This window comes from Cytobacillus sp. Bac17, assembly GCF_024519925.1.
In the GTDB taxonomy this organism is placed as follows: domain Bacteria; phylum Bacillota; class Bacilli; order Bacillales; family Cytobacillaceae; genus Cytobacillus; species Cytobacillus pseudoceanisediminis.
The window spans coordinates 1-21,190 of sequence record NZ_JALJRC010000011.1 but is presented as its reverse complement, the minus strand read 5'-3'; the positions used below and the strand labels follow the sequence as shown (position 1 = coordinate 21,190).

The window sequence follows — 21,190 nt, the reverse complement described above, 5'->3', positions numbered from 1 at the left end:
TTTTTTAGAAAGTAGTAGGGGGAAGTATGGGTTGCTAGAAGTGAAATAATACATGGGGAGAGGAGAACAGATTATGGGTTTTTTGAAGAAATTAATAATAATTATTATTGCATCAATGCTTTGCTTCGGTTCAATCTTAACAGTCAATGCAACGGAAGTTATTATTGAAGATCCTACACCAGATACAACACCTCCGTCATTAGATGGCTTAAGTATAATAGAAATAACTGCTGGAAAGACTTATAAGCTTACTGCTGAAATCAGTGATGATTTATCCGGAGTAGATTACGTATATGGTTATTATCAATCTCCAAGTGGTACATATAGCAAAAATTTGAGTTTTGGTTATAACTCTACCACAAAAAAATATGAATCAACCATAAATTTCTCTGAATATGATGAATCGGGAACTTGGAAATTATCCTCGCTCACTTTAAGAGACCAAAAATCTAATTTAATAACTATTTATGATCAGAGTAATTATTCATCTGAAAATAAATTGGATTTTTCTCCATATTTTATTAATGTTTTAGGCGGTCTTGAAGATACAATTCCACCTGTAATAAATAGTATTGAATTGCTCCCTGTAGCAGAGGTAACAGATGGTGCGGAAATTAAAGTTGTAGCGGATATTACAGACGTAGGTTCTGGAGTTGATAATGTTAATATTTCAATCATAAAACCTAGTAGAAAAACTATGGATTTATATTTATATTACAATCAATCAACTGGAAAGTACCAAGGTAGTTTTAGTATAGATAAATATGATGAGTTAGGGATATGGAGGCTATATTCAATATCGATAAGGGACAAAGCTAGGAATTTTAAGACTACTTATGACTCAACATTAAATCCATCGGCTAATATTAAAATGGATTTTAGTAAATTTCAGTTTGAGGTTAAAGAAACTACACCTGATTTACTAGGTCCAATCTTAGATTCCCTATCTGTATCATTAGAACAGGCATCTACTAATAGTGCCTTAATAAAGTTAACTGCAAATACTAGTGATAATCTATCAGGTTTAAATTCATTAAATGCAACTTATACAAAGCCTAGTGGGAAATCCCATTACGTTTATTTTAGTAACAATTATTCAACAGGGAAATTTGAAGCATCTATCCCGATTGATAAATATGATGAACTAGGTACTTGGAAGCTTAGTTCTGTGTCTTTAAGAGATAATAAGGGAAACTATATAGCTATTATGGATAATCTGCAAAATTATTATACTAAAGAAAGTATGGATTTCTCTCCTTTTTATTTTGTAGTCAGGGGAATTATAACAGTACCGCCTCCAACTCCCTTTAGCGTAACTACTTCTGAAAAAACTTTATCATTGGAGAGTGGAACAAGTCATCAACTGAAGGCTTTTCTTAACATGTCGGATGGAAGTTCAAATGATGTTACTATGGCATCTACAGGAACAACTTATACTAGTTCAAACCCATCTGTAGTTACCGTATCCAAGGATGGATTAATAACGGTTAATCAAAATGTTCAACCAGATACAGTATACATCCAGGTTGCGAATAGTGGAAAGTATGCACAAGTTAAGGTGGAGATTTCTGGGGGAACCCTGCAAAGTTACCTGCAGGTTGACCCAATTAATTTAAATCTTTCATCAGGTCAATCCAAACAGTTAAGTGTAATAGCAAACCTAGCTGACGGAACATCAAAGAATGTAACAGCGGATTCTGAAATAAAATATACTAGTACTGATGAGGAAATTATTACAGTTAATTCTAGCGGTTTAATACAAGTTTCACCGAATGCTCAGCAAGGCACGTTGAAGGTAAAAGTTAACTATAATGATATAGTCAGTGAGGTAACAGTTAATATAACAGGGCCACCCGTTATAAAATCTATCTCAATGACTCCCAGAGAAGCTGAATTAAGCTTTGGAGAAACAGCACAACTTAGTGTTAGAGCAACAATGTCTGATGGTACATCAAAAGATATTACGGATGGATTAACTGGAACAGTTTATACTTCATCAGATCAAGGAAAAGCAGTAATTGACAAAAATGGGCTGATTCAAATACTAGATAATGCAAAGAGTGGGACTGTAACAATAAAAGCAATAAATAATAATTTTATAGCGCAGTCTACATTTAAAATAAATGGTATTCCTGAGGTAACTGCCATTGAGGTTACACCAGGGGTGGCAACTTTAAAACAAGGTGATAGTCAAACACTTGTGGTTAATGCCATTTATTCTAATGGTACTGAAGAAAATGTTACAGGCAAAACTACTTTTAAGAGTGGAAACTCAGCTTTAGCAGTTGTTGATGCAAGTGGGGTAATTACTATACCTGAGGATTCTACAGGTGGAACGGTTAATATTGTTGCTACATTTGAAGGAAAGACTTCAATTTCCGTAATTTCAATTCCAAGCAAACCTGTTTTAGAATCACTAATATTTACTCCTGATAAACAAACATTAAAACAAGGTGAAACCAAGCAATTAGAAGTCTTAGCAAGTTACTCAGACGGTTCAATCGCAGATGTTACCTCTCAAGTAGTTTACAGTAGTTCTGATGAGACATTAGCCACTGTTAATGAAGAAGGCTTAGTAACTGTCAAAGACGAAGCTAAGGGTGGAACGGTTTATATTAGAGGAACATTTAATGGTAAAGGTGGAGCAATAGCCTTAAATATTCCCACACCGCCAACGGTAAGCACTCTCACTTTCACTCCTGGTAAGCATACATTGAAAAATGGAGAAAGTGTTGAAATAAAAGTAATGGCAACTTATACAGATGGGACTGTAGAGGATGTTACTAGTAAAGCTTCACTAAAGAGTAGTAATACAGCACAGGTAACAATAGATGCGAATACGGGGGTTGTCTCAGTATCAGAGGATTCGATTGGAGGAACTGTCTATATTCGTGGAAGTTATGGAGGAAAGGGTGGTGCGACTACTATAACTATTCCAGCTCCGCCTTATGTTACAAGTTTAACACTCACTCCTTCTATGGAAGTAGTTAAACCAGGTGATGGGTTAGAATTAAAAGTAATTGCTAATTATTCAGATGGTAGTGAGAAAGACGTGACGTTCCTATCTGCTTTAAAAAGCACAAATACCAACTTGGCTACTGTTGACTCAACATCAGGCTTAATGGAGGTCCCTCAACAGGCTCCGAATGGAACTGTTTATATTCAAGGTACATACGGAGGTAAAGGAGTAAGTGCTAAAATAACAGTTAGTAAACCATACGTTACTGGTATTAGTTTTACGCCTAATAAGGCAACAATCAAGAAGGGTGATCCTTTTTCGGTAAAGGTGGAAGCTAATTATTCAGACGGCAGTAAAGAAGATGTTACTTCAGAAACTACTTTTAGTAGTAGCAATCCTGGAGTCGCTATTGTGGACGAGCATGGGAATGTGACGGTTCCTGAAACTTCTAAAGGGGGAACTGTTTATATCCGAGGTACCTATGGGGGAAAAGGAGGAGCTAGCACTATTACGGTTTTAGGCCCACCAACTGTCACGAGCTTAATCTTCACTTCTTCAAGTAACACATTGAACAGGGATGAAAATGTTCAAGTATCTGTTGAAGCATTGTTTTCTGATGGAACATCCAAGGATGTGACCAATGAAGTTGCATTTAGTAGTAGCAATGTTAATTTGGCAACAGTTGATAACACAGGGAAGGTAACAATTACTAATAATGCAAACTCTGGAACAGTGTATATTAGGGGGAGTTACGAAGGAAAGGGAGGAGCAGCAACACTAGTTATTCCTCCTCAACCATATATAGTTAGTCTAGTATTTAACCTTTTAACTACTACCTTAAGTAAAGGAAGCACACTACCAATGAAAGTAACTGCTAATTATTCCAATGGCGAAATCGAAGATATTACTTCTAAAGTAACGTTTACTAGCAGTAATAATAACATTGCTAATGTAGATGATAACGGAGTAGTTTCTATTCCTTTAACATCAACTGGGGGGACGGTGTATATCCGAGGTAGTTATGGAGGAAAAGGTGCTGCATCAACAATAACGGTACAATAAGAACTTAGAAATCACTACCTGTTAAAAAAAATTTCTACTATTCATTTAAATAACAACAAGAAGATCGAAGTGTATATGGTGGTTAGCATGGGAATAAATCATAAAAATTACTTTACTAAACGTACCAACAATTTTCGCAGACTAAACTTCAGTTGAATAAGACTATGGAAAATATGATTCAGGGCAAAAATTAACCGTGGATGATGATGCGACAGATCTAGCAATCTCTGAAAAAATGAGAGGATAAATTAGAAGATTAGGGTACCAAAGAAGATGGTATTTCTAAGGTTCAACCCTACAGAAGGAGGTTTGGAGGAGATTCATTCCTTATTAGCAACGTGGTAGAGAATGTTCAAGCTCAAAATGACACTCCACCAGAGAATGATAGAGATATATTCAGAGCGTTTCCTGACCGGGAGCTTATTAAAATCGTCTGGAGAGAGCTTTGTCAGTTTCGGTTAAACGTATCCGCGACATTGACATGGCAAAAGAAATGATGAACTAAACTAAAAACCCGATTCTTTCTCAAGCCCTCAGGCAAGGCTTGCTCAAGCTAACAAGCAACTGCAAGAAGTTATTCAACTTCTTCGTTAATAGATTTTATACAAGAGACTCTAGCAATGCTAGGGTCTTTTTCTGTAAGCAATCCTTTTAGATTTGTTATAGAAGCAATAATGATCTTTAAACCTTAGGAATTAGGGAAATTAATTGAAGTATATTAAATTGTACTATTGGAAGTCATAAAAGAGCAGTTACATGTAGTTTTTCCTGCTAGAATTCCCCTATTTTTTTCCTGCTAAAATTCCCCTCAAAAATTTCTGGAAAAAGCCGATTATATAACTATAAGTGTATTTCACATAAAACAAGGTAGGGGATTGTTATGATAGATAAATTATCATCTCAAAATATATCTCTTACAACTAGAACTACTCAAATAGATAGAAATATTAAAGCAATTTATAGGAATGAGATTACCAGTAAGGATGTGCGCCACCAGAAAAAAATTGAACAGGATAAAGGAGAACAAGTTACTGAAGTAATCGAAAGCATGAATAAGTTTCTGCAGGCATCTCATACTTCTTTAAAATTCGAACTTCACGATGAGTTAAATGAATATTATGTTACTCTTGTGGATGATGTAACCCAGGAAGTTATAAAGGAGATTCCCTCTAAAAAGCTGCTGGATGTCTATGCAGCAATGACAGAGTTTCTTGGCCTCATGGTTGATAAAAAAATTTAAGCGAGTTGATTTAAATGGTAAGAATCGGTGGGCTGGCAAGCGGAATGGACATTGATTCCCTTGTAAAAGACTTAATGAAAGCGGAACGGATGCCGCTCGATAAATTAAAGCAAAAGAAACAGGTATTGGAATGGCAGCGTGATGATTACAGATCAATGAATACACTTCTATTGGATTTCCGCTCCCAATTAACACAAATGAAGCTGACTACACAATATAGAGCAAGGACGGTTACATCCTCTGATGAGTCAAGAATTACTGCCACAGCTACTAGTGCTGCTTCTCAAGCATCGTATTCCATTTCGAAAGTAACAAAATTGGCAAGCGCTGAAAACTGGGTAACAAATGGTGTTGGATCTGTAGATTCATCTAAATCTTTAGCTTCCCAAACCAGTAATTTCACCGCAGGCTTAACATGGCAGAAAGGCGCAGTAGGAAGCAGTAACTTAGTAGGTAATGGATCAACTACTGGTTTGAAACTGGACCTGGCAGCATCAGATGGAGAAACCATCAAAACCGACGAACTGGCCAAGATGTCTGTTAAAGTGAATGGGGTAGCATATGAGGTCGTATCTAGCACCTCCTTTACAACAGGCAAAAACCAGGTTCATATTGATGCAAATGGCAGCCTTACATTCAGTAATGCGGTGGCAGCTGGAGCAACTGTGAAGGTTAACTACATAACAAATAATAAAGTACAAACCGGCTCTTTGGCAGATGGGGCTAAATCCTTTCAGCTTAATAAAAAGAACATTGTAGCTGATGATTTTAGATTAACTGTTGGAGGCACTGATTATTCGATTACCTCGGTCGATCCTGCCACAAATGTTGGACAGCTTAGTAATGGTTTTGGAAGTATAAATTTAACAACAGGCGAAATAACCTTTAATGCTGCACAAACAGCTGATACTGAGATAAAAGCTGTCTATCAGCAGGAATACGCTGATTTTTCAATCTCTGCCTATACCTCTGCTTCAGGAAATGAACCTGTAAAAGAAAACTTTTTGATAGAGTCATCCGAATCTTTGAACTCCGTTATTAATAAGGTTAATTCCTCTAATGCGGGGGTCTCCATGTTCTTAGACTCTGCGACTGGAAAAATATCGATGATGAGAACGGAAACAGGGGATTTTCATGATGATCCAAATACACCCGAAAGAGACTATGATATTTCCGTTTCGGGAGACTTTGCTTCTGTAACACTTGGTTTTTCATCAGCAGCTAAGACTCATGGCGAGAATGCCGCTTTCGTCATCAATGGGCTCTCTACTACACGCCATTCCAATACATTTGATTTAAACGGAGTGAATATAACGTTAAAGAAAGAATTTGATGATGGCACTTCGGCATCATTATCCATTAACAACGACGGCAACAAGGTATTTGAAAATATTAAGTCGTTTGTTGATAAATACAATGAATTAATTGGAAAAATCAATGGGAAGACTTCTGAAGAAAAATATCGAAGCTATACACCGTTGACGGATGAACAGCGTGAGCAGCTTAGCGATAAGCAGCAGGAGCTTTGGGAAGAAAAGGCCAAAAGCGGACTCTTGCGCCGTGATTCCATTTTGACAGGTGCCTTATCTTCCATGCGAATGAAAATGTATCAGCCTGTCTCTAACAATGATATTAATCCGTTGTACAATCAGCTTGCTTCTATTGGGATTACAACCACTTCGAATTACTTAGAGGGCGGTAAGCTTGAAATTAATGAAGCTAAGTTGAAAGAAGCGATTAATAATAATCCAGATGCAGTCGAAGCTTTATTCAGAGGAGGCAGTGAATCTGCCGCTGAAGGCGAAAAAGGGATAATTCATCGCTTATATGATTCTGTGAATGAAACAATGAACAAACTCAAAGAAAAGGCAGGGAACTCTTTTTCAACTAACCAGCAATTTGCATTAGGTCGGACTTTATCTGATTTAGACAGCAGAATTGGTCGGTTTGAAGAACGGATGATCCAGGTTGAAGACCGCTACTGGCGCCAGTTCACCGCCATGGAAAAGGCGATTCAGCGTTCCAATGAGCAATCCATGTTCCTTATGAACCAATTTGGCGGCGGCATGTAATAAAAAGGAGTGTTACAAATGGCAGTAAGCAATCCATACCAATCCTATCAGCAAAACTCAGTGAATACAGCATCTCCGGGAGAGCTGACACTCATGCTATATAACGGCTGCCTGAAGTTCATCCATCAGGCGAAAAAAGCCATCAGGGACAATAACATTGAGGCAAAAAACACCAATATCCAGAAGGCGCAAAATATTATTCAAGAGCTGATGGTTACGTTGAATATGGATGTAGAGGTATCTCAAAACATGATGTCTTTATATGATTATATGAACCGGAGACTGATAGAAGCGAATGTCAAGAATGAGACAGCAATTCTTGATGAGGTTGAGGGCCTTGTAACCGAATTCCGCGACACATGGAAGGAAGTCATTCAGGTCAATCGCCAGAAGCAATTCTCCCAAGGCGGCACAGTGTAGTGAGTTCGGTTCAAAGGTTTTATGATTTAACACTTGAGCTAATTAAAACTCTGGAACATACTAAGCTTGATCGTGATGCGAAAATGAATGCCGTCGAAATACTGCTTGAAAAACGCCAGCAAGAAATGACTGGCATGGCTCCTCCATATTCAGACGCCGAAAAGGATCTGGGAGCCAGGCTGATCAGCCTCAATGCAAAAGTCACCCAGCTGATGACAAGGGAAAAGCTATTTATCCAAAAAGACATCAAAGATTTAAGCGTTAAAAAGGAATCAACCGGAAAATATGCTAATCCCTATCAATCCATGGCAACGGACGGCATGTTTTATGATAAAAGAAAATAGGTGACTAATGTTTTTGACTCTGACCGAAGAGCAGTATATTTTTATGAAGGAATACAGCGATCTATTATATACCATTGATGAGGCTTTTGATTATATCGTAAAGAGCTTTAGTGATTTCAGTAAAACAGAGGGAGATCGGCTTCTTGGTGATGTTTTTCAGGCGTTCCCTCAAGTCGCTTCAGCTCATGAACAGCTTAGCCATCTTGTTCAAGGCAATCAGACGATGCTAAAGGCTATTGCTGATATTAGTGCAGTAGCCGATCAGGCTGAACTGCTTATTCAGAACTTTGACGATCTTCCTGTTAGACAGGAGATCATTTCGAAAAAGCTCTATCCCGCATTTGCAGAGTGGCATAAAAATATTCAGCAGGAATTAAATCCATATATACAATCCTAAATAGGATCAGGCTTAAATAGCCAGGAGGTGTTCCCTTGGATATCCCATTAATGTCCATGGTCTTATCACAGGGCCAGGTCCAGCAGCAGGCGTCCATCTCAGTCATGAAGAAAGCCATGGATCAAGCGGAGGGAAATGCAGAATTTATTCATAAGATGATGAGCGGGTCTCAGATACAGGCCCTCCAGCACGCAGCCCAGCCCCATTTGGGCGGCAATATTGATATTAAAGGATGAGCAGCCAAATGAGCTGCTCTTTTTTTTATATACGTCACCAATTCGACAAATAATCTCAATCTTTTTACCAGTTTCAGCAGGAGTTTTTAGGGGTAAAATAGAAATATAAATACATAGTCTTAATATACTTTTAAGACTAGGCATTTCCTTTTCAGACATTACTGGTGATTTTCACAGTAAACGCTAATGAAAAGGCTGTCATTGTATAATGAGAAGGAGGAGTTCACGTATGAATTACAACATTCGTGGTGAAAACATTGAGGTAACTCCAGCAATTAGAGAGTACGTAGAGAAGAAAATTGCTAAGTTAGAAAGGTATTTTACTGAAACTCCTGATGCAAATGTACATGTAAATTTAAAAACGTATAACAATAACCGTTCTAAAGTGGAAGTAACGATTCCGATGCCGAATCTGGTACTTCGTGCAGAGGAAGATCATGATGATATGTATGCAGCGATTGATCTGATTACCGATAAATTGGAGCGCCAAATCCGCAAGCATAAAACAAAAGTGAACCGTAAATTCCGCGAGAAAGGCAATCTGACTGCTGTTTTTGCAGCGTTGGAAAATGAGATAGAGGCGCCAGAAGCGGAAGAGGAGGATAATGACCTTGAAGTTGTCCGCCAAAAGAGCTTCGACCTGAAGCCAATGGACAGTGAAGAGGCGATCCTGCAGATGAACATGCTGGGCCACAGCTTCTACGTGTTCACGAATGCAGAATCTAACTTAACCAATGTAGTGTACAAGCGTAAAGATGGCCGCTATGGTCTGATTGAAGCGCAATAATAAAACGTGAAAACCCCGCTGCTGAGGCGGGGTTTTCGTTTGTTTGGGTTCACTATTGGGCTATTTGCAGGAATTGGTCTGCTATTTGCAAATTCGCCGTTCTATTTGCAGAAATGCCGAAGTTATTTGCAAGAATTATACTTCTATTTGCAGGTTTTCCCGACCTAATTGCATCGTTCACAATTTCAGTAAAACGACACTTCCAAAAATCCGCCTAAACCGTAAACTTCTCCAATTCCCTCTCCATAACACCAGTCATTTCCTTCAGCTGTTCCACCTTCACCATAACCTGCTCAAACGCGCGAAGTTGCTCCTCCGTAGAAGCTGAGATTTCCTCAGTTCCGGCAGCCGTTTCTTCTGTTACCGCCGAAATGTTTTCCACAGCGCTAATGACCTGCTGGCTCATATCACTGGAGGTTTTCATATCTTCAACCAATCGTTCCAGATGACTGTGAATGCCGGACACATGCTCGGAAATGGTTTCAAAAACTTGTTCCGTCTCGCTCATCGATTGGGATTGCTCTTTTGAAAGGGCATGTCCCTGTTCAGTAGCTGTGTATATATTGCTGATCCCATTTTGGATATTGCTGACCATTGACGCAATCAATTCTGTTGCTTTGGATGAAGAATCAGCAAGCTTCCGTACTTCTTCTGCCACAACCGCAAATCCTTTACCGGCTTCACCGGCACGGGCCGCCTCAATAGCCGCATTTAAGGCCAGCAGATTGGTTTGATCCGCAATATCTTTAACCGTGTTGGCTGCCCCTTCAATTTCCTTGGTGAACTGGGCAAATTCACTGACTGAACTTCTAATATGGTTCGACGAACTGGAGATCTCTTCAGCAAGTTTCATTTGTTTTTCTAAAGACACTCTGCCTTGATCAACAGATTCCAATGCTTGTGTGCTTTGTGTGGCACTTTGCTCGCTGGAATGATGAACAGCTGAAAATTGCTCCCCCATTACGCTCATTAACTCAGCAGTCGCCTGGATGTCTTCAGAGATGGCCTGACTTCCTCTCGCCAGCTCATCTGTTGAAACGGCCACCTGGCTGCTGCTTTCGTTTAAGCTGGTCATATAAGAAGCCACATCTTCGGCAAATCCTTTTACATTTTGGCTGACTTCTTCAATGGATTGCACGGTTCCTTTTAGATTCACAACCATTTTTGAGAAAGCTTCCGTTAGTTTATCCACTTCATATCGGCTGTTATCTTTAAAAGTAAGCTGCGATAGGTCTGCTGTTAAATCGCCCTCTGAGATTTTTTCTGCTTTTTCCACAATCGCATTGATTGGTTTTGTAATTTTTCTGGCAGCCATCCATGAGAAAACAGCTGATAACAGGATTAGCAGCACGCTTCCTATTAGGGAGGAATTCGTGATAAAGGCGATTTTCTGGCTGGTTTCCTGAAGAATGCCTTCATACCATTCATTTGTGCGCTTCTTTAAAAGGTGCATATCATTTAAAATACCGGATATTCTTATACTCTGGCGCTTGATTTCCGCTTTGTTTCCTTTTTCAAAGGCTTCGGTGGATACATCCGACAGCTCTGCATATTTTCCTTCAATGCTGCCGATGATTTTTTTATGCCCGGGAACTGAGGCAACCGAAGAGAGGGCAGCCAGGTTTTCCTGGACTTCTGTCATCATGGTTAGTGCCTCGTCTTTGTTGGCATCACTTGAATTATAAGTATAATTGGCAAGTGACTGGCTTGTCACAACAAGGCTTTGCTCCAGGTCCTTCACTTTCAGTAAAAGGTCCACATCATCTTTAGCGGAGCTTTGAATGTGTAACGTTTGGTATATGATAAAGCCTATCATGCTGACTGATAGCACAAGTGGGATCAGCGTGACAATAATAAGGCGGTTTCGTAATGTCATCTTGGATGCTCCTTTATTCAGCTGTTACTGTGATTTTTCCATTGATTATGTCTTCAGTTGCTTTTTTCATTGCCGCTTTCTGCTCCTCTGTTAAGGAAATGACGCGGATTTCAGATAGACCGACACCGTTTTCTGCCAGTCCCCATACATAGGATGAAGCTTCGATTTTTCCGTTTTCCGTCAATTCTTTCGTCAAGTTAAAAACAGCAATATCGATGTTTTTGACCATTGATGCGGCAACGGCTTTTTCCGCAACAAAATACTGGTCGGAATCGACCCCGCCGGCAAGCACGCCTTTTTCTTCGGCTTTTTTCAGTGCGCCAAAACCGGTGAATCCGGCAGCAGGGTAGATAAAATCAGCACCTGCAGCAATTTGCTTCTCGGCGACTTTTTCACCGAGAGCCGCATCCCCAAAGGTTCCGGTATATTCTGTTAAAATTTCTATTTTCGGATTGAAGTGCTTGGCGCCTTGAATGAATCCATTTTCAAAATGATGGATGACAGGTACATCAACACCGCCGATAAATCCCAGCTTGTCTGTTTTGCTTGTCATGGCAGCGAGCATCCCGACAAGGAAGCTGCCTTCATGCTCCTTAAACGTAAGTGAGACCACATTATCAAGCTCGGAAACGGCATCAATCAGCAAAAACTGCTGCTGGGGATATTTCTTTGCCGTCTTTTCGAGTGCTTCCTGTGCGGAAAAGCCCAGCCCGATGACAAGGTCATTATTTTCTTTGACAAGCTCTTCCAGCGGCTTTTCAAAATTTCCGTCGGGGGCTTCTTTATAATCAAAAAGAATGCCCAGCTCATCACGCGCTTTCTCAAGTCCCCGGAAGGCAGAGTCGTTGAAAGACTCATCCCCCAGGCCTGTATCAGATAGGAGAATGCCAATTTTATATTCTTTATTTTGGTTTGTGCTTTGTTCAGAGGCAGAGCAGGCTGCCAGAAGTAGACTGAATAGAAGCAGAATAGGTAGTAGTTTTTTCAAGGTAGACCTCCATGTTGTTGTATTTCGCCTTACCTATTATCGGCAGAAAGGCGGAGGTCTTAAGTCTGAAGTCAGACCCTGACTCGAAAAAATGGCAAAATAAAAAAGCCTGCATTCACAGGCTTCAACATCATTCCTCCAGGACCTTATATTTTCGCTTCAATGATTCCGGTGCCATTTTCACCATTTGCTGAAGAACAAACGATGTAATCACAATATCGTCCGTAAAGCCGAAGATCGACAGGAAGTCGGGTACAAGATCGAGCGGCAGAAGGATATAAAGAAGTCCGGCCGCAACAGGGAAAAGCTTTTTACCGGCCGTTACTTCCGGTGATAGAAAGTAATCCTTTAAGAAGGGCAGGAACTTCCAAAATTTTAATACAAATTTGATGCGTTTGAGAAACTTCATTTAGTTCACCTTTTTCTAGTTCATTCGCTGAATGGGAACTGACACCTGAATGCGCGGCGGGTTTTTCACCTCAAGTGTGGCAGCTGATAGATAGCTTGTTTCAAGTATGCTTCAAAACGTAAATAAAATTAGCCACTTTTGCAAAGTGTTCAATTAGGTATGAATCTCCTCTTTTTATAAATTTCTATAGGTTAAGAGGGGATATGTTACACTCGTTTCTTCCTCCTTAGGATTGGTTATCGAATAATCGTGATTTTATCCAAGTCGGCGCTTTTGACGCCTTCGTTAAAAATCAGTCTTGTTTTAAATTGAAAAATCCGGTCTGGTGCAGAGCAGGGAATGTCTTCAGGAAGCTGGAAGTTAAAGTCCATTTTGTTGGTTTCTTCTGATTCAATGACCTTGGTGGATAGAATGGTCGATGTCCCGATCACTTCCTCCTTCTCTTCTTCAGGCGACGCCATGACCAGGTCACACTCAATCCGCTTAATCTGCTGATCAATGGTTCCTCCTTCAATCAGGAAGATTCCGCTCACATTTTCCCCTGGCGTATATTGAAGCTTTGGCAGCTGCAGATCAATTTTTGCAGAGCCTATTCCAAGCATTGACATGTATTTTCGTAAAATCAACAAAGATCTCTCCTCTAATTTTTTAGGGGGGAGCTGCTCGCTCACACCACAGTTTTGCTGTTTCCTTCTTTACGTGCTACTCATGATAAAGTTTCAAGAAATTTTCCTTCTACCTATTCCTCCATTTTATAAAGTAAAACGTGTGGCGGTGCGGGCCTGTATATAAAAAGGGCCTTTACCGCGGTGGTAAAGGCCCATAAATAAAGACCTCTACCGAATTTGGTAAAGGTCTTGCTAACAATTGTTTAGATTGCCAACAAAGCCGAGAGCATTTGCTCCGTAATGACGACTCTGCTGTAAAAGCTACTCCCCTTTAGGAGAAACTATTCAATTTATAGCTAAATCATATTGTATACCCCGGACTTTGTCAATATTTCATCATTAATTTAGTTTTCCGAAATAAATACTAACATAATATTTATATAATTTGATATAATCAGAATTAATTATTTTAACACTTTAATACAGAGGTGAACTCCATGAACTTTGATTTCCACAGCCACCCATACACATCACAGCGAACGACCGTCATGGCGAATAACGGCATGGTGGCTACTTCCCAGCCGCTTGCTGCACAGGCTGGATTAGATATGATGAAAAAAGGCGGAAATGCCATAGATGCAGCAATTGCAACAGCGGCTGCTCTTACCGTGGTTGAACCGACATCAAACGGAATCGGCGGCGATGCATTTGCACTAGTCTGGATAAAAGGGAAACTGCATGGATTAAATGCAAGCGGCCCTGCTCCAAAGTCCATTTCCATAGAAGCATTAAAGGAAAGAGGCATCGAAAAAATGCCGACGCACGGCTGGATGCCGGTTACGGTGCCTGGTGCTCCATCCGCGTGGGCTGAGCTTTCCAGGCGTTTCGGCAGGCTTCCGTTAAAAGATGTCCTCCAGCCCGCAATTGATTATGCTGAAAAAGGCTATCCGTTAACACCGATACTCGGCAAGTACTGGCAGTATGCTTATAATAGGTTTAAACAGATTCTGGCGGATGACGAATTCCAGCATTGGTTTGAAACCTTTGCTCCAGATGGAAGGGCTCCTGAAATTGGAGAGATCTGGCGCTCTGAAGGGCATGCAGCCACTTTAAGAGCCATTGGCGAAACAGGTGGCGAGAGCTTTTACCGCGGGGAAATTGCTGAAAAAATCGATGCTTTTTCAAAAAAATACAATGCATTCCTATCCAAGGAAGACCTCGAAGTTTACAAGGCGGAATGGGTTGATCCCATCAAAGTTCATTACCGCGGATATGATGTCTGGGAAATCCCTCCGAACGGCCAGGGTCTCGTCGCTCTCTTGGGTTTAAATATAGCAAAAGGGTTTGAATTCCGCGATAAAGACACGGTGGATACATATCACAAACAAATTGAAGCGATGAAGTTAGCTTTTACAGACGGCAAGGCATTTATTACAGATCCTGCGGAAATGAAAGTGACAGTTGAAGAACTGCTCTCAGAGGAATACGGTGAATCGCGCCGCAGTGAGATTGCCGGCGAAGCTTTGACACCTGAGCCTTACCAGCCACCAAGTGGAGGTACGGTTTATCTGGCGACAGCAGACAGCGAAGGCAATATGGTTTCCTTCATCCAAAGCAATTATATGGGCTTTGGATCCGGGCTTGTCGTTCCTGGAACGGGAATTGCCCTTCAGAATCGCGGACACGATTTCTCTCTTGATCCGGAGCACCATAATGCACTGAAGCCCGGCAAGAAAACGTACCACACGATAATCCCTGGATTCCTGACAAAAGACTGCGAAGCGGTTGGGCCGTTCGGTGTGATGGGAGGCTATATGCAGCCGCAGGGGCATATGCAGGTGGTCATGAATACAGTGGATTTCCACTTGAATCCGCAGGCAGCCCTTGATGCGCCAAGATGGCAGTGGATTGAAGGGAAAAAGGTCCAGGTGGAACCGCACTTCCCTAATCATATTGCCCAGGCTTTGGTGCGCAAAGGCCATCAAATCGAGGTAACCGTTGATACAGGCGGATTCGGACGCGGCCAGATAATCTGGCGTGATCCAAAAACAGGCGTGCTCATGGGCGGAACGGAAGCCCGAACAGACGGATCGATTGCCGCCTGGTAATAAAAATTGAGGAAAGCAGCACGCATATTAGAGTAAAATAACCATATAAAAGATACTGGGGAGCGGAAAAAAATGGCCGCTCCTTCATCTGCTTTTTCGGGATGCAAGGCGAAAAGGGGGCATGGCTTGTCTCTGCAATTGGTGAAGAGGATGTGAACACATGAAACAAAAGGAGATTTTCATTGCGTTTTTTCGGTCCGGCATTTTGGGTTTTGGCGGCGGGCCTTCTGCCATTCCGCTGGTCCATAAAGAGGTTGTGGATACCTTTAAATTTATGGATTCAGACGAGTTTGGAGATATATTAGCCCTCGCCAATGCGCTGCCTGGACCTATTAATACAAAAATGGCGGGATATATTGGCTATCGGGTAGGCGGGTTTCTGGGAATGCTGAACGCGCTGATAGCTACAATGGTTCCAACCATCATCCTTATGATTGTTCTTTTAACGGCATTAAATAACTTAAAGGATCAGCCATGGGTTGCCGGCATGACGAAGGCGGTCGTTCCCGTTGTTGCTGTTATGCTTGCTACTTTAACTTGGGATTTTATTAAAAAGTCTACAAAGTCATCACTCGGCTGGGTTTGGACACTTCTTTTTGTAGCGGCCAGTCTGGTTCTTATCGAATTTGTGAATATTCATCCTGGTATTATTATATTTATTGCACTGGTGACTGCCCTTCTGAAAAAGGATGCTGCAGAAAAAAATGAAGCTAAAAAGGAGAGGAATCCGGCATGATATATGTACAGATTTTCCTGGCATTTTTCATCCCCGGGATCCTTGGATACGGTGGGGGACCTTCATCCATTCCCTTGATTGAACATGAAGTGGTAGACAATTATGAATGGATGACAACGAATGAATTCAGTGAAATGCTGGCAATGGGCAATGCCCTGCCAGGTCCGATTGCAACAAAAATGGCAGGCTATATTGGCTATGAGCAGGGAGGGGTTCTTGGATCTATAATTGGTGTATTTGCAACAGTAGCACCTTCCATGATCTTAATGCTCGCTCTGCTTGGGCTGCTGATGAGGTATAAAGAATCCCCCCGTGTTAAACGGATGACCAATTATATTCGGCCGATTATCGCTGTTTTGCTGGGCGTTATGACATATGATTTCCTATTTTCATCCTATGATGGAATTGGGATCTGGCAGACGCTTTTCATTGGGCTGCTTAGTTTTTTCCTTTTGGAAAAACTAAAAGTGCATCCCGCTTTTGTCATTGCAGGAGCGCTTGTTTATGGGGGGATTTTCTTAGCATAATCGGCAAAAAAATAAAATGAACGAAAACGGTGAGTTTGGTGGACTCTCCGTTTTTTTTATTTTGGCCTGATGGAAAGCTGTTAGGACGTGAACTGACCGATAAAATGGAAAATGTGACCGATATCCATTGAAAGTGATCGATAAAATAAAAAAACTGACCCGATAAAACTGATGAAGTAACCGAAATCGGCTAACCCATACAAAAAAGCACGCAATCCCGGCTTCCTTAACCTGCCAAATGTTTAAATCCGCTTGATTAATGCCTAAACTGCTGATAAATGTTAGGATAGTAGAGTTAAACGAATTTTGTAGGAGAGATTTAGAAGATGTCAACAGTAAAAGTAAGCAGAAACGAACCGTGTCCATGCGGGAGCGGAAAAAAATATAAAAAGTGCTGCGGCAGCAAAGATGCTGTATCAATTAAGGATGTTTTGAATCACGAAGTTCTTGAGCTTCAAAAGGAAGTAAGGGCCTATGCGCTTACTCATTTTGCAGATGACATGAAAGAAGATTTCATGGATCTTCTGGATATCCTTGAAGACATTGAACCAGAGGAAAAAGAGTTTTATGAATTTGTACACTCTTTCTGGTACATTCTATTTGGAACGCTGGAAGATATGGACTCCATTATGGATGAGTTCATTCATGCAAAATTACCGGCCGTTGCTCGCCCGCGCTTAAAAAACATTCTAAAATCGTGGGGAGACAGCAAAGCGGCAGCTGGGATACTGACCGAGGTGACTGAAGATAAAGCAGCCATTAAAGATTGCCTGACCGGGAAGGTTTACAATATCTCCCTATTTGGTGATATGGACGTTCATGAAGGAAACTTTGCCTTTGCCATGCTTCTTCCTTATGGAGAAGAATATGTAGCGTTTCCGGCGATTTTCGACCTGCCAGGAGAAAATGCTGCAAAGTTTGCAGACTATATTCAGTATTCCTTCGAAGATGCAAAATACGATGATCCTGAAGAATACCTGGCTGAATACTTCATTGACCTCATGAATGACATACCAAAATCATTGGCAGTTCCATCTATGGACAATTTCGACTGGCCATCCAAGGGTGCAGAGCAGGTTGCCAACATGTTCCGGGACGACATGACAGAAGCCGGCGAAGAACCATGGCTGATCGGTATGGGGATTTCACTCTGGATGGAGTATCTGACGAAAACGGGCAAACAGGTCAAAAAGCCTGACAACTATGTTGCGGGTCTTCGATACCTTGTGAGCACGATAGCGCCAACTAAGGAAAATCTCACTCAGAAGGAATTCGGAGAGAAATACGGAATCAATGCGAACCGTGTCTCTGCTTATTATGGTGAAATTTATGATGCAGTTGAGAAAACCATTATTGAACTGATTGAATCGTCGAATTCATAAAAAGGAGAGCATTTTTGCTCTCTTTTTTTTGCGTAATGTGGATCTGGTGCGGACTGACCGATAAAGCGGATATCTAGGCAGTATTCAAAAAGAGAAGAGTGTATTTACCGAAACCCAACTATCAGCAAATTAAAGATCTGGAATAGCGCGCATGCGGCATAAGTTGTCACCCCCCTCCCAAAGTGGTAATATTAATAAGAAATAATGTGAATTTTCATGGGAGGATTCCGCCGGGAAAGAGCGAATCTTTAACTACCTATGCTTAAATAGACTTTGAAATTAGATATGCATAGTTCCGGGCCTTGAGTCATCAACAAGGCACTTGTGCTGTCATATCCAACATAAAGGAGCGTTTTTATGCTTGGGATTTTAAATAAAGTGTTTGATCAAAATAAACGCGAATTAAAACGCCTCACCAAAATGGCAGAACAAATTGATGCACTTGCATCTGATATGGAAAAATTATCGGACGAGCAGCTGCGCGAGAAAACGGAAGAATTCAAAGCCCGCTACCAAAAGGGCGAGACAGTCGATGATATGCTGACTGAAGCTTTTGCGGTTGTCCGCGAAGCAGCAAAGCGCGTTCTTGGCTTATATCCTTATCCGGTTCAGTTAATGGGGGGTATTTCCCTTCATGACGGAAATATTTCTGAGATGAAAACGGGTGAAGGTAAAACGCTGACTGCAACTATGCCGGTTTACCTCAATGCCCTTACCGGCAAAGGCGTTCACGTTGTAACGGTCAACGAATACCTTGCGAGCCGTGATGCCACTGAAATGGGCCAGCTTTACGAATTCCTTGGACTGACTGTCGGCTTGAACTTAAATGGGCTTTCCAAAGAAGAAAAGCAGGCAGCATATGCTGCGGATATCACATACAGCACAAACAACGAGCTTGGATTCGATTACCTTCGCGATAACATGGTTCTCTACAAAGAGCAGAAGGTTCAGCGTCCGCTGCACTATGCCGTAATCGATGAAGTGGACTCCATCCTCATTGATGAAGCTCGTACACCGCTGATCATTTCAGGCTCAGCTCAAAAGTCCACTCAGCTTTATATCCAGGCTAATGCCTTTGTCAGCCGCCTGAAAAAAGATGAAGACTTCACATATGATGAAAAAACAAAAGGGGTGCAGCTGACAGAAGAGGGGATGACCAAAGCAGAGAAGGCTTTTGGAATCGATAACCTTTTCGACATCTCTCATGTTGCACTTAACCACCATATTACACAGGCATTAAAAGCACATTCCAGCATGCATCTGGATGTCGATTACGTTGTTCAGGAAGGCGAAATCGTCATTGTTGACCAATTTACCGGCCGTCTGATGAAGGGCCGCCGCTACAGTGATGGACTTCACCAGGCTATCGAAGCTAAGGAAGGCCTGGAAATCCAGAACGAAAGCATGACACTTGCAACGATCACATTCCAGAACTACTTCCGTATGTATGAAAAGCTTGCCGGTATGACTGGTACGGCGAAAACGGAAGAAGAGGAATTCCGCAATATCTATAATATGAACGTTATTGTGATTCCGACAAACCGCCCGATCGCCCGTGATGACCGTCCGGATTTAATTTATGCAACAATGGATGGGAAATTCCGTGCGGTTGTGGAAGATATCGCTGATCGCCACAAAAAAGGACAGCCTGTGCTTGTCGGTACAGTGGCTATCGAAACATCTGAAATCATTTCTAAATACCTGACCAAAAAAGGTGTTCCGCATAACGTCCTAAATGCGAAAAACCACGGCCGTGAAGCAGAAATCATCGCGGACGCAGGTAAGCAGGGTGCCGTGACAATCGCGACTAACATGGCAGGGCGCGGTACGGATATCAAGCTCGGAGAAGGTGTGAAGGAACTTGGCGGCCTATGCGTTATTGGTACAGAACGCCATGAAAGCAGACGTATCGATAACCAGCTCCGGGGACGTTCCGGACGTCAGGGAGACCCTGGTGTCACGCAATTCTATCTTTCCATGGAAGATGAATTGATGCGCCGCTTCGGTTCTGACAATATGAAATCGATGATGGAGCGCCTTGGAATGGATGACACTCAGCCAATCCAGAGTAAAATGGTTTCAAGAGCCGTTGAATCTGCGCAAAAACGCGTTGAGGGCAACAACTTTGATGCCCGTAAGCAGCTTCTTTCTTACGACGATGTTCTCCGTCAGCAGCGTGAGATTCTTTACGGTCAGCGTAATGAAGTTCTGGAGTCTGAGAACTTGAGAGAAATTGTTGAAAAGATGATCATGACCAGCATCCAGCGTAATGTGGAAGGGTATGCACCTGGACATGAAGACGAGGAAAACTGGAACCTGCAGGGCATCATTGACTACGTAAATGGAAACCTTCTAAATGAAGGCGACCTAACCGTAAATGATATCCGCGGCAAGGATACGGAGGAAATTGCCGAAACCATTTTTGCCAAGGTTAAAGAACGCTACAATGAAAAAGAGGAAATGCTTAGCCCTGAGCAAATGCGTGAATTTGAGAAAGTCATCGTGCTTCGTGCGGTTGACTCCAAATGGATGGATCACATTGACGCAATGGATCAGCTTCGCCAGGGAATCCACCTGCGTGCGTATGGCCAGACAGATCCGCTGCGCGAGTACCAGGGAGAAGGCTTTGCAATGTTTGAAAACATGATCGCTTCCATCGAAGAAGATGTTGCGAAGTACATCATGAAAGCCGAAATCCGCAACAACCTCGAGCGCCAGGAAGTGGCCAAAGGCCAGGCCGTCAACCCGAAAGAAGACGGTGAAAAGGTTAAGAAAAAGCCTGTCGTCAAGCAGATGGACGTTGGACGCAACGACCCATGCATCTGCGGCAGCGGCAAGAAATATAAAAACTGCTGTGGTGCAGAATAAGAAAAGCGGAAGCGCCTTGCCCTCGAAGGAACGCAGACTAAGAACGCCACGTCCAGTGGCAACGTCTGCATGACCCCCATCCTGGGGGCCCCAAGCACAAGACGAGCCTCCCGGAAAGGCGTTCTTTGCCTTTTTGGGAGGATTGGCTTGTGACCTCGAGGGGGTAGGCGC

At 41.8% G+C, this 21,190-nt stretch carries 17 protein-coding genes; 13 read left to right on the top strand and 4 right to left on the bottom strand.

Annotated elements, in window-relative coordinates; genetic code table 11:
- The first annotated feature begins 52 nt into the window (after positions 1-52).
- The 8 genes from NR125_RS14415 (at position 53) to hpf (ending at position 9,517) form a co-directional block, all read left to right on the top strand.
- On the top strand, positions 53-4,021 hold the full coding sequence (locus NR125_RS14415; protein ID WP_256815534.1) for an Ig-like domain-containing protein: 3,969 nt from the start codon (positions 53-55) through the stop codon (positions 4,019-4,021).
- An 880-nt stretch (positions 4,022-4,901) separates the two neighbouring features.
- Entirely contained in the window at positions 4,902-5,261 is a 360-nt protein-coding gene (gene flaG, locus NR125_RS14410; protein ID WP_256815533.1) for a flagellar protein FlaG, read from the top strand.
- Between the two features lie 14 nt (positions 5,262-5,275).
- Positions 5,276-7,333 (top strand): flagellar filament capping protein FliD, encoded by a 2,058-nt coding sequence (gene fliD, locus NR125_RS14405; protein WP_256815532.1) that lies wholly within the window; start codon positions 5,276-5,278, stop codon positions 7,331-7,333.
- 18 nt (positions 7,334-7,351) lie between these two features.
- Positions 7,352-7,753: a flagellar export chaperone FliS gene (gene fliS / locus NR125_RS14400; protein ID WP_192907892.1), complete on the top strand. Its 402-nt coding sequence runs from the start codon at positions 7,352-7,354 to the stop codon at positions 7,751-7,753.
- Positions 7,753-8,097 (top strand): flagellar protein FliT, encoded by a 345-nt coding sequence (gene fliT, locus NR125_RS14395; RefSeq protein WP_009331962.1) that lies wholly within the window; start codon positions 7,753-7,755, stop codon positions 8,095-8,097. Before fliS ends, fliT begins: the two co-directional genes overlap by 1 nt.
- A 13-nt stretch (positions 8,098-8,110) precedes the next feature.
- The gene (locus NR125_RS14390; protein WP_256815531.1) at positions 8,111-8,494 is read left to right on the top strand and encodes a DUF8042 domain-containing protein; all 384 of its coding nucleotides are present in this window, start codon (positions 8,111-8,113) and stop codon (positions 8,492-8,494) included.
- A 35-nt stretch (positions 8,495-8,529) separates the two neighbouring features.
- The gene (locus NR125_RS14385; RefSeq protein ID WP_034296093.1) at positions 8,530-8,730 is read left to right on the top strand and encodes a YjfB family protein; all 201 of its coding nucleotides are present in this window, start codon (positions 8,530-8,532) and stop codon (positions 8,728-8,730) included.
- A 229-nt stretch (positions 8,731-8,959) separates the two neighbouring features.
- Entirely contained in the window at positions 8,960-9,517 is a 558-nt protein-coding gene (gene hpf, locus NR125_RS14380; RefSeq protein WP_009331959.1) for a ribosome hibernation-promoting factor, HPF/YfiA family, read from the top strand.
- 214 nt (positions 9,518-9,731) lie between these two features.
- Here hpf and NR125_RS14375 read toward each other — a convergent pair whose 3' ends face one another.
- The 4 genes from NR125_RS14375 to NR125_RS14360 all read right to left on the bottom strand — a co-directional run bounded on the left by NR125_RS14375 (position 9,732) and on the right by NR125_RS14360 (position 13,416).
- Complete coding sequence (locus tag NR125_RS14375) at positions 9,732-11,393, bottom strand: methyl-accepting chemotaxis protein (protein WP_192907889.1); 1,662 nt, start codon at positions 11,391-11,393, stop codon at positions 9,732-9,734.
- A gap of 13 nt (positions 11,394-11,406) precedes the next feature.
- Positions 11,407-12,381 (bottom strand): BMP family lipoprotein, encoded by a 975-nt coding sequence (locus NR125_RS14370; RefSeq protein WP_071156352.1) that lies wholly within the window; start codon positions 12,379-12,381, stop codon positions 11,407-11,409.
- Between the two features lie 130 nt (positions 12,382-12,511).
- Positions 12,512-12,790 (bottom strand): YkvA family protein, encoded by a 279-nt coding sequence (locus tag NR125_RS14365; RefSeq protein ID WP_009331956.1) that lies wholly within the window; start codon positions 12,788-12,790, stop codon positions 12,512-12,514.
- Between the two features lie 236 nt (positions 12,791-13,026).
- Complete coding sequence (locus NR125_RS14360) at positions 13,027-13,416, bottom strand: sporulation protein (RefSeq protein ID WP_009331955.1); 390 nt, start codon at positions 13,414-13,416, stop codon at positions 13,027-13,029.
- A gap of 479 nt (positions 13,417-13,895) precedes the next feature.
- Here NR125_RS14360 and NR125_RS14355 point away from each other — a divergent pair, with 479 nt between their 5' ends.
- The 5 genes from NR125_RS14355 (at position 13,896) to secA (ending at position 21,019) form a co-directional block, all read left to right on the top strand.
- On the top strand, positions 13,896-15,506 hold the full coding sequence (locus NR125_RS14355) for a gamma-glutamyltransferase family protein (RefSeq protein ID WP_256815530.1): 1,611 nt from the start codon (positions 13,896-13,898) through the stop codon (positions 15,504-15,506).
- Between the two features lie 160 nt (positions 15,507-15,666).
- Entirely contained in the window at positions 15,667-16,242 is a 576-nt protein-coding gene (locus NR125_RS14350) for a chromate transporter (protein ID WP_071156357.1), read from the top strand.
- Positions 16,239-16,769, top strand: coding sequence for a chromate transporter (locus tag NR125_RS14345; RefSeq protein WP_009331952.1), 531 nt, complete (start codon positions 16,239-16,241; stop codon positions 16,767-16,769). The genes NR125_RS14350 and NR125_RS14345 overlap by 4 nt, the downstream gene beginning before the upstream one ends.
- 326 nt (positions 16,770-17,095) lie before the next feature.
- Complete coding sequence (locus tag NR125_RS14340) at positions 17,096-18,151, top strand: YecA family protein (RefSeq protein ID WP_009331950.1); 1,056 nt, start codon at positions 17,096-17,098, stop codon at positions 18,149-18,151.
- A 357-nt stretch (positions 18,152-18,508) separates the two neighbouring features.
- Positions 18,509-21,019, top strand: a complete 2,511-nt coding sequence (gene secA / locus NR125_RS14335) for a preprotein translocase subunit SecA (RefSeq protein ID WP_009331949.1) — start codon at positions 18,509-18,511, stop codon at positions 21,017-21,019.
- Positions 21,020-21,190 lie beyond the last annotated feature (171 nt).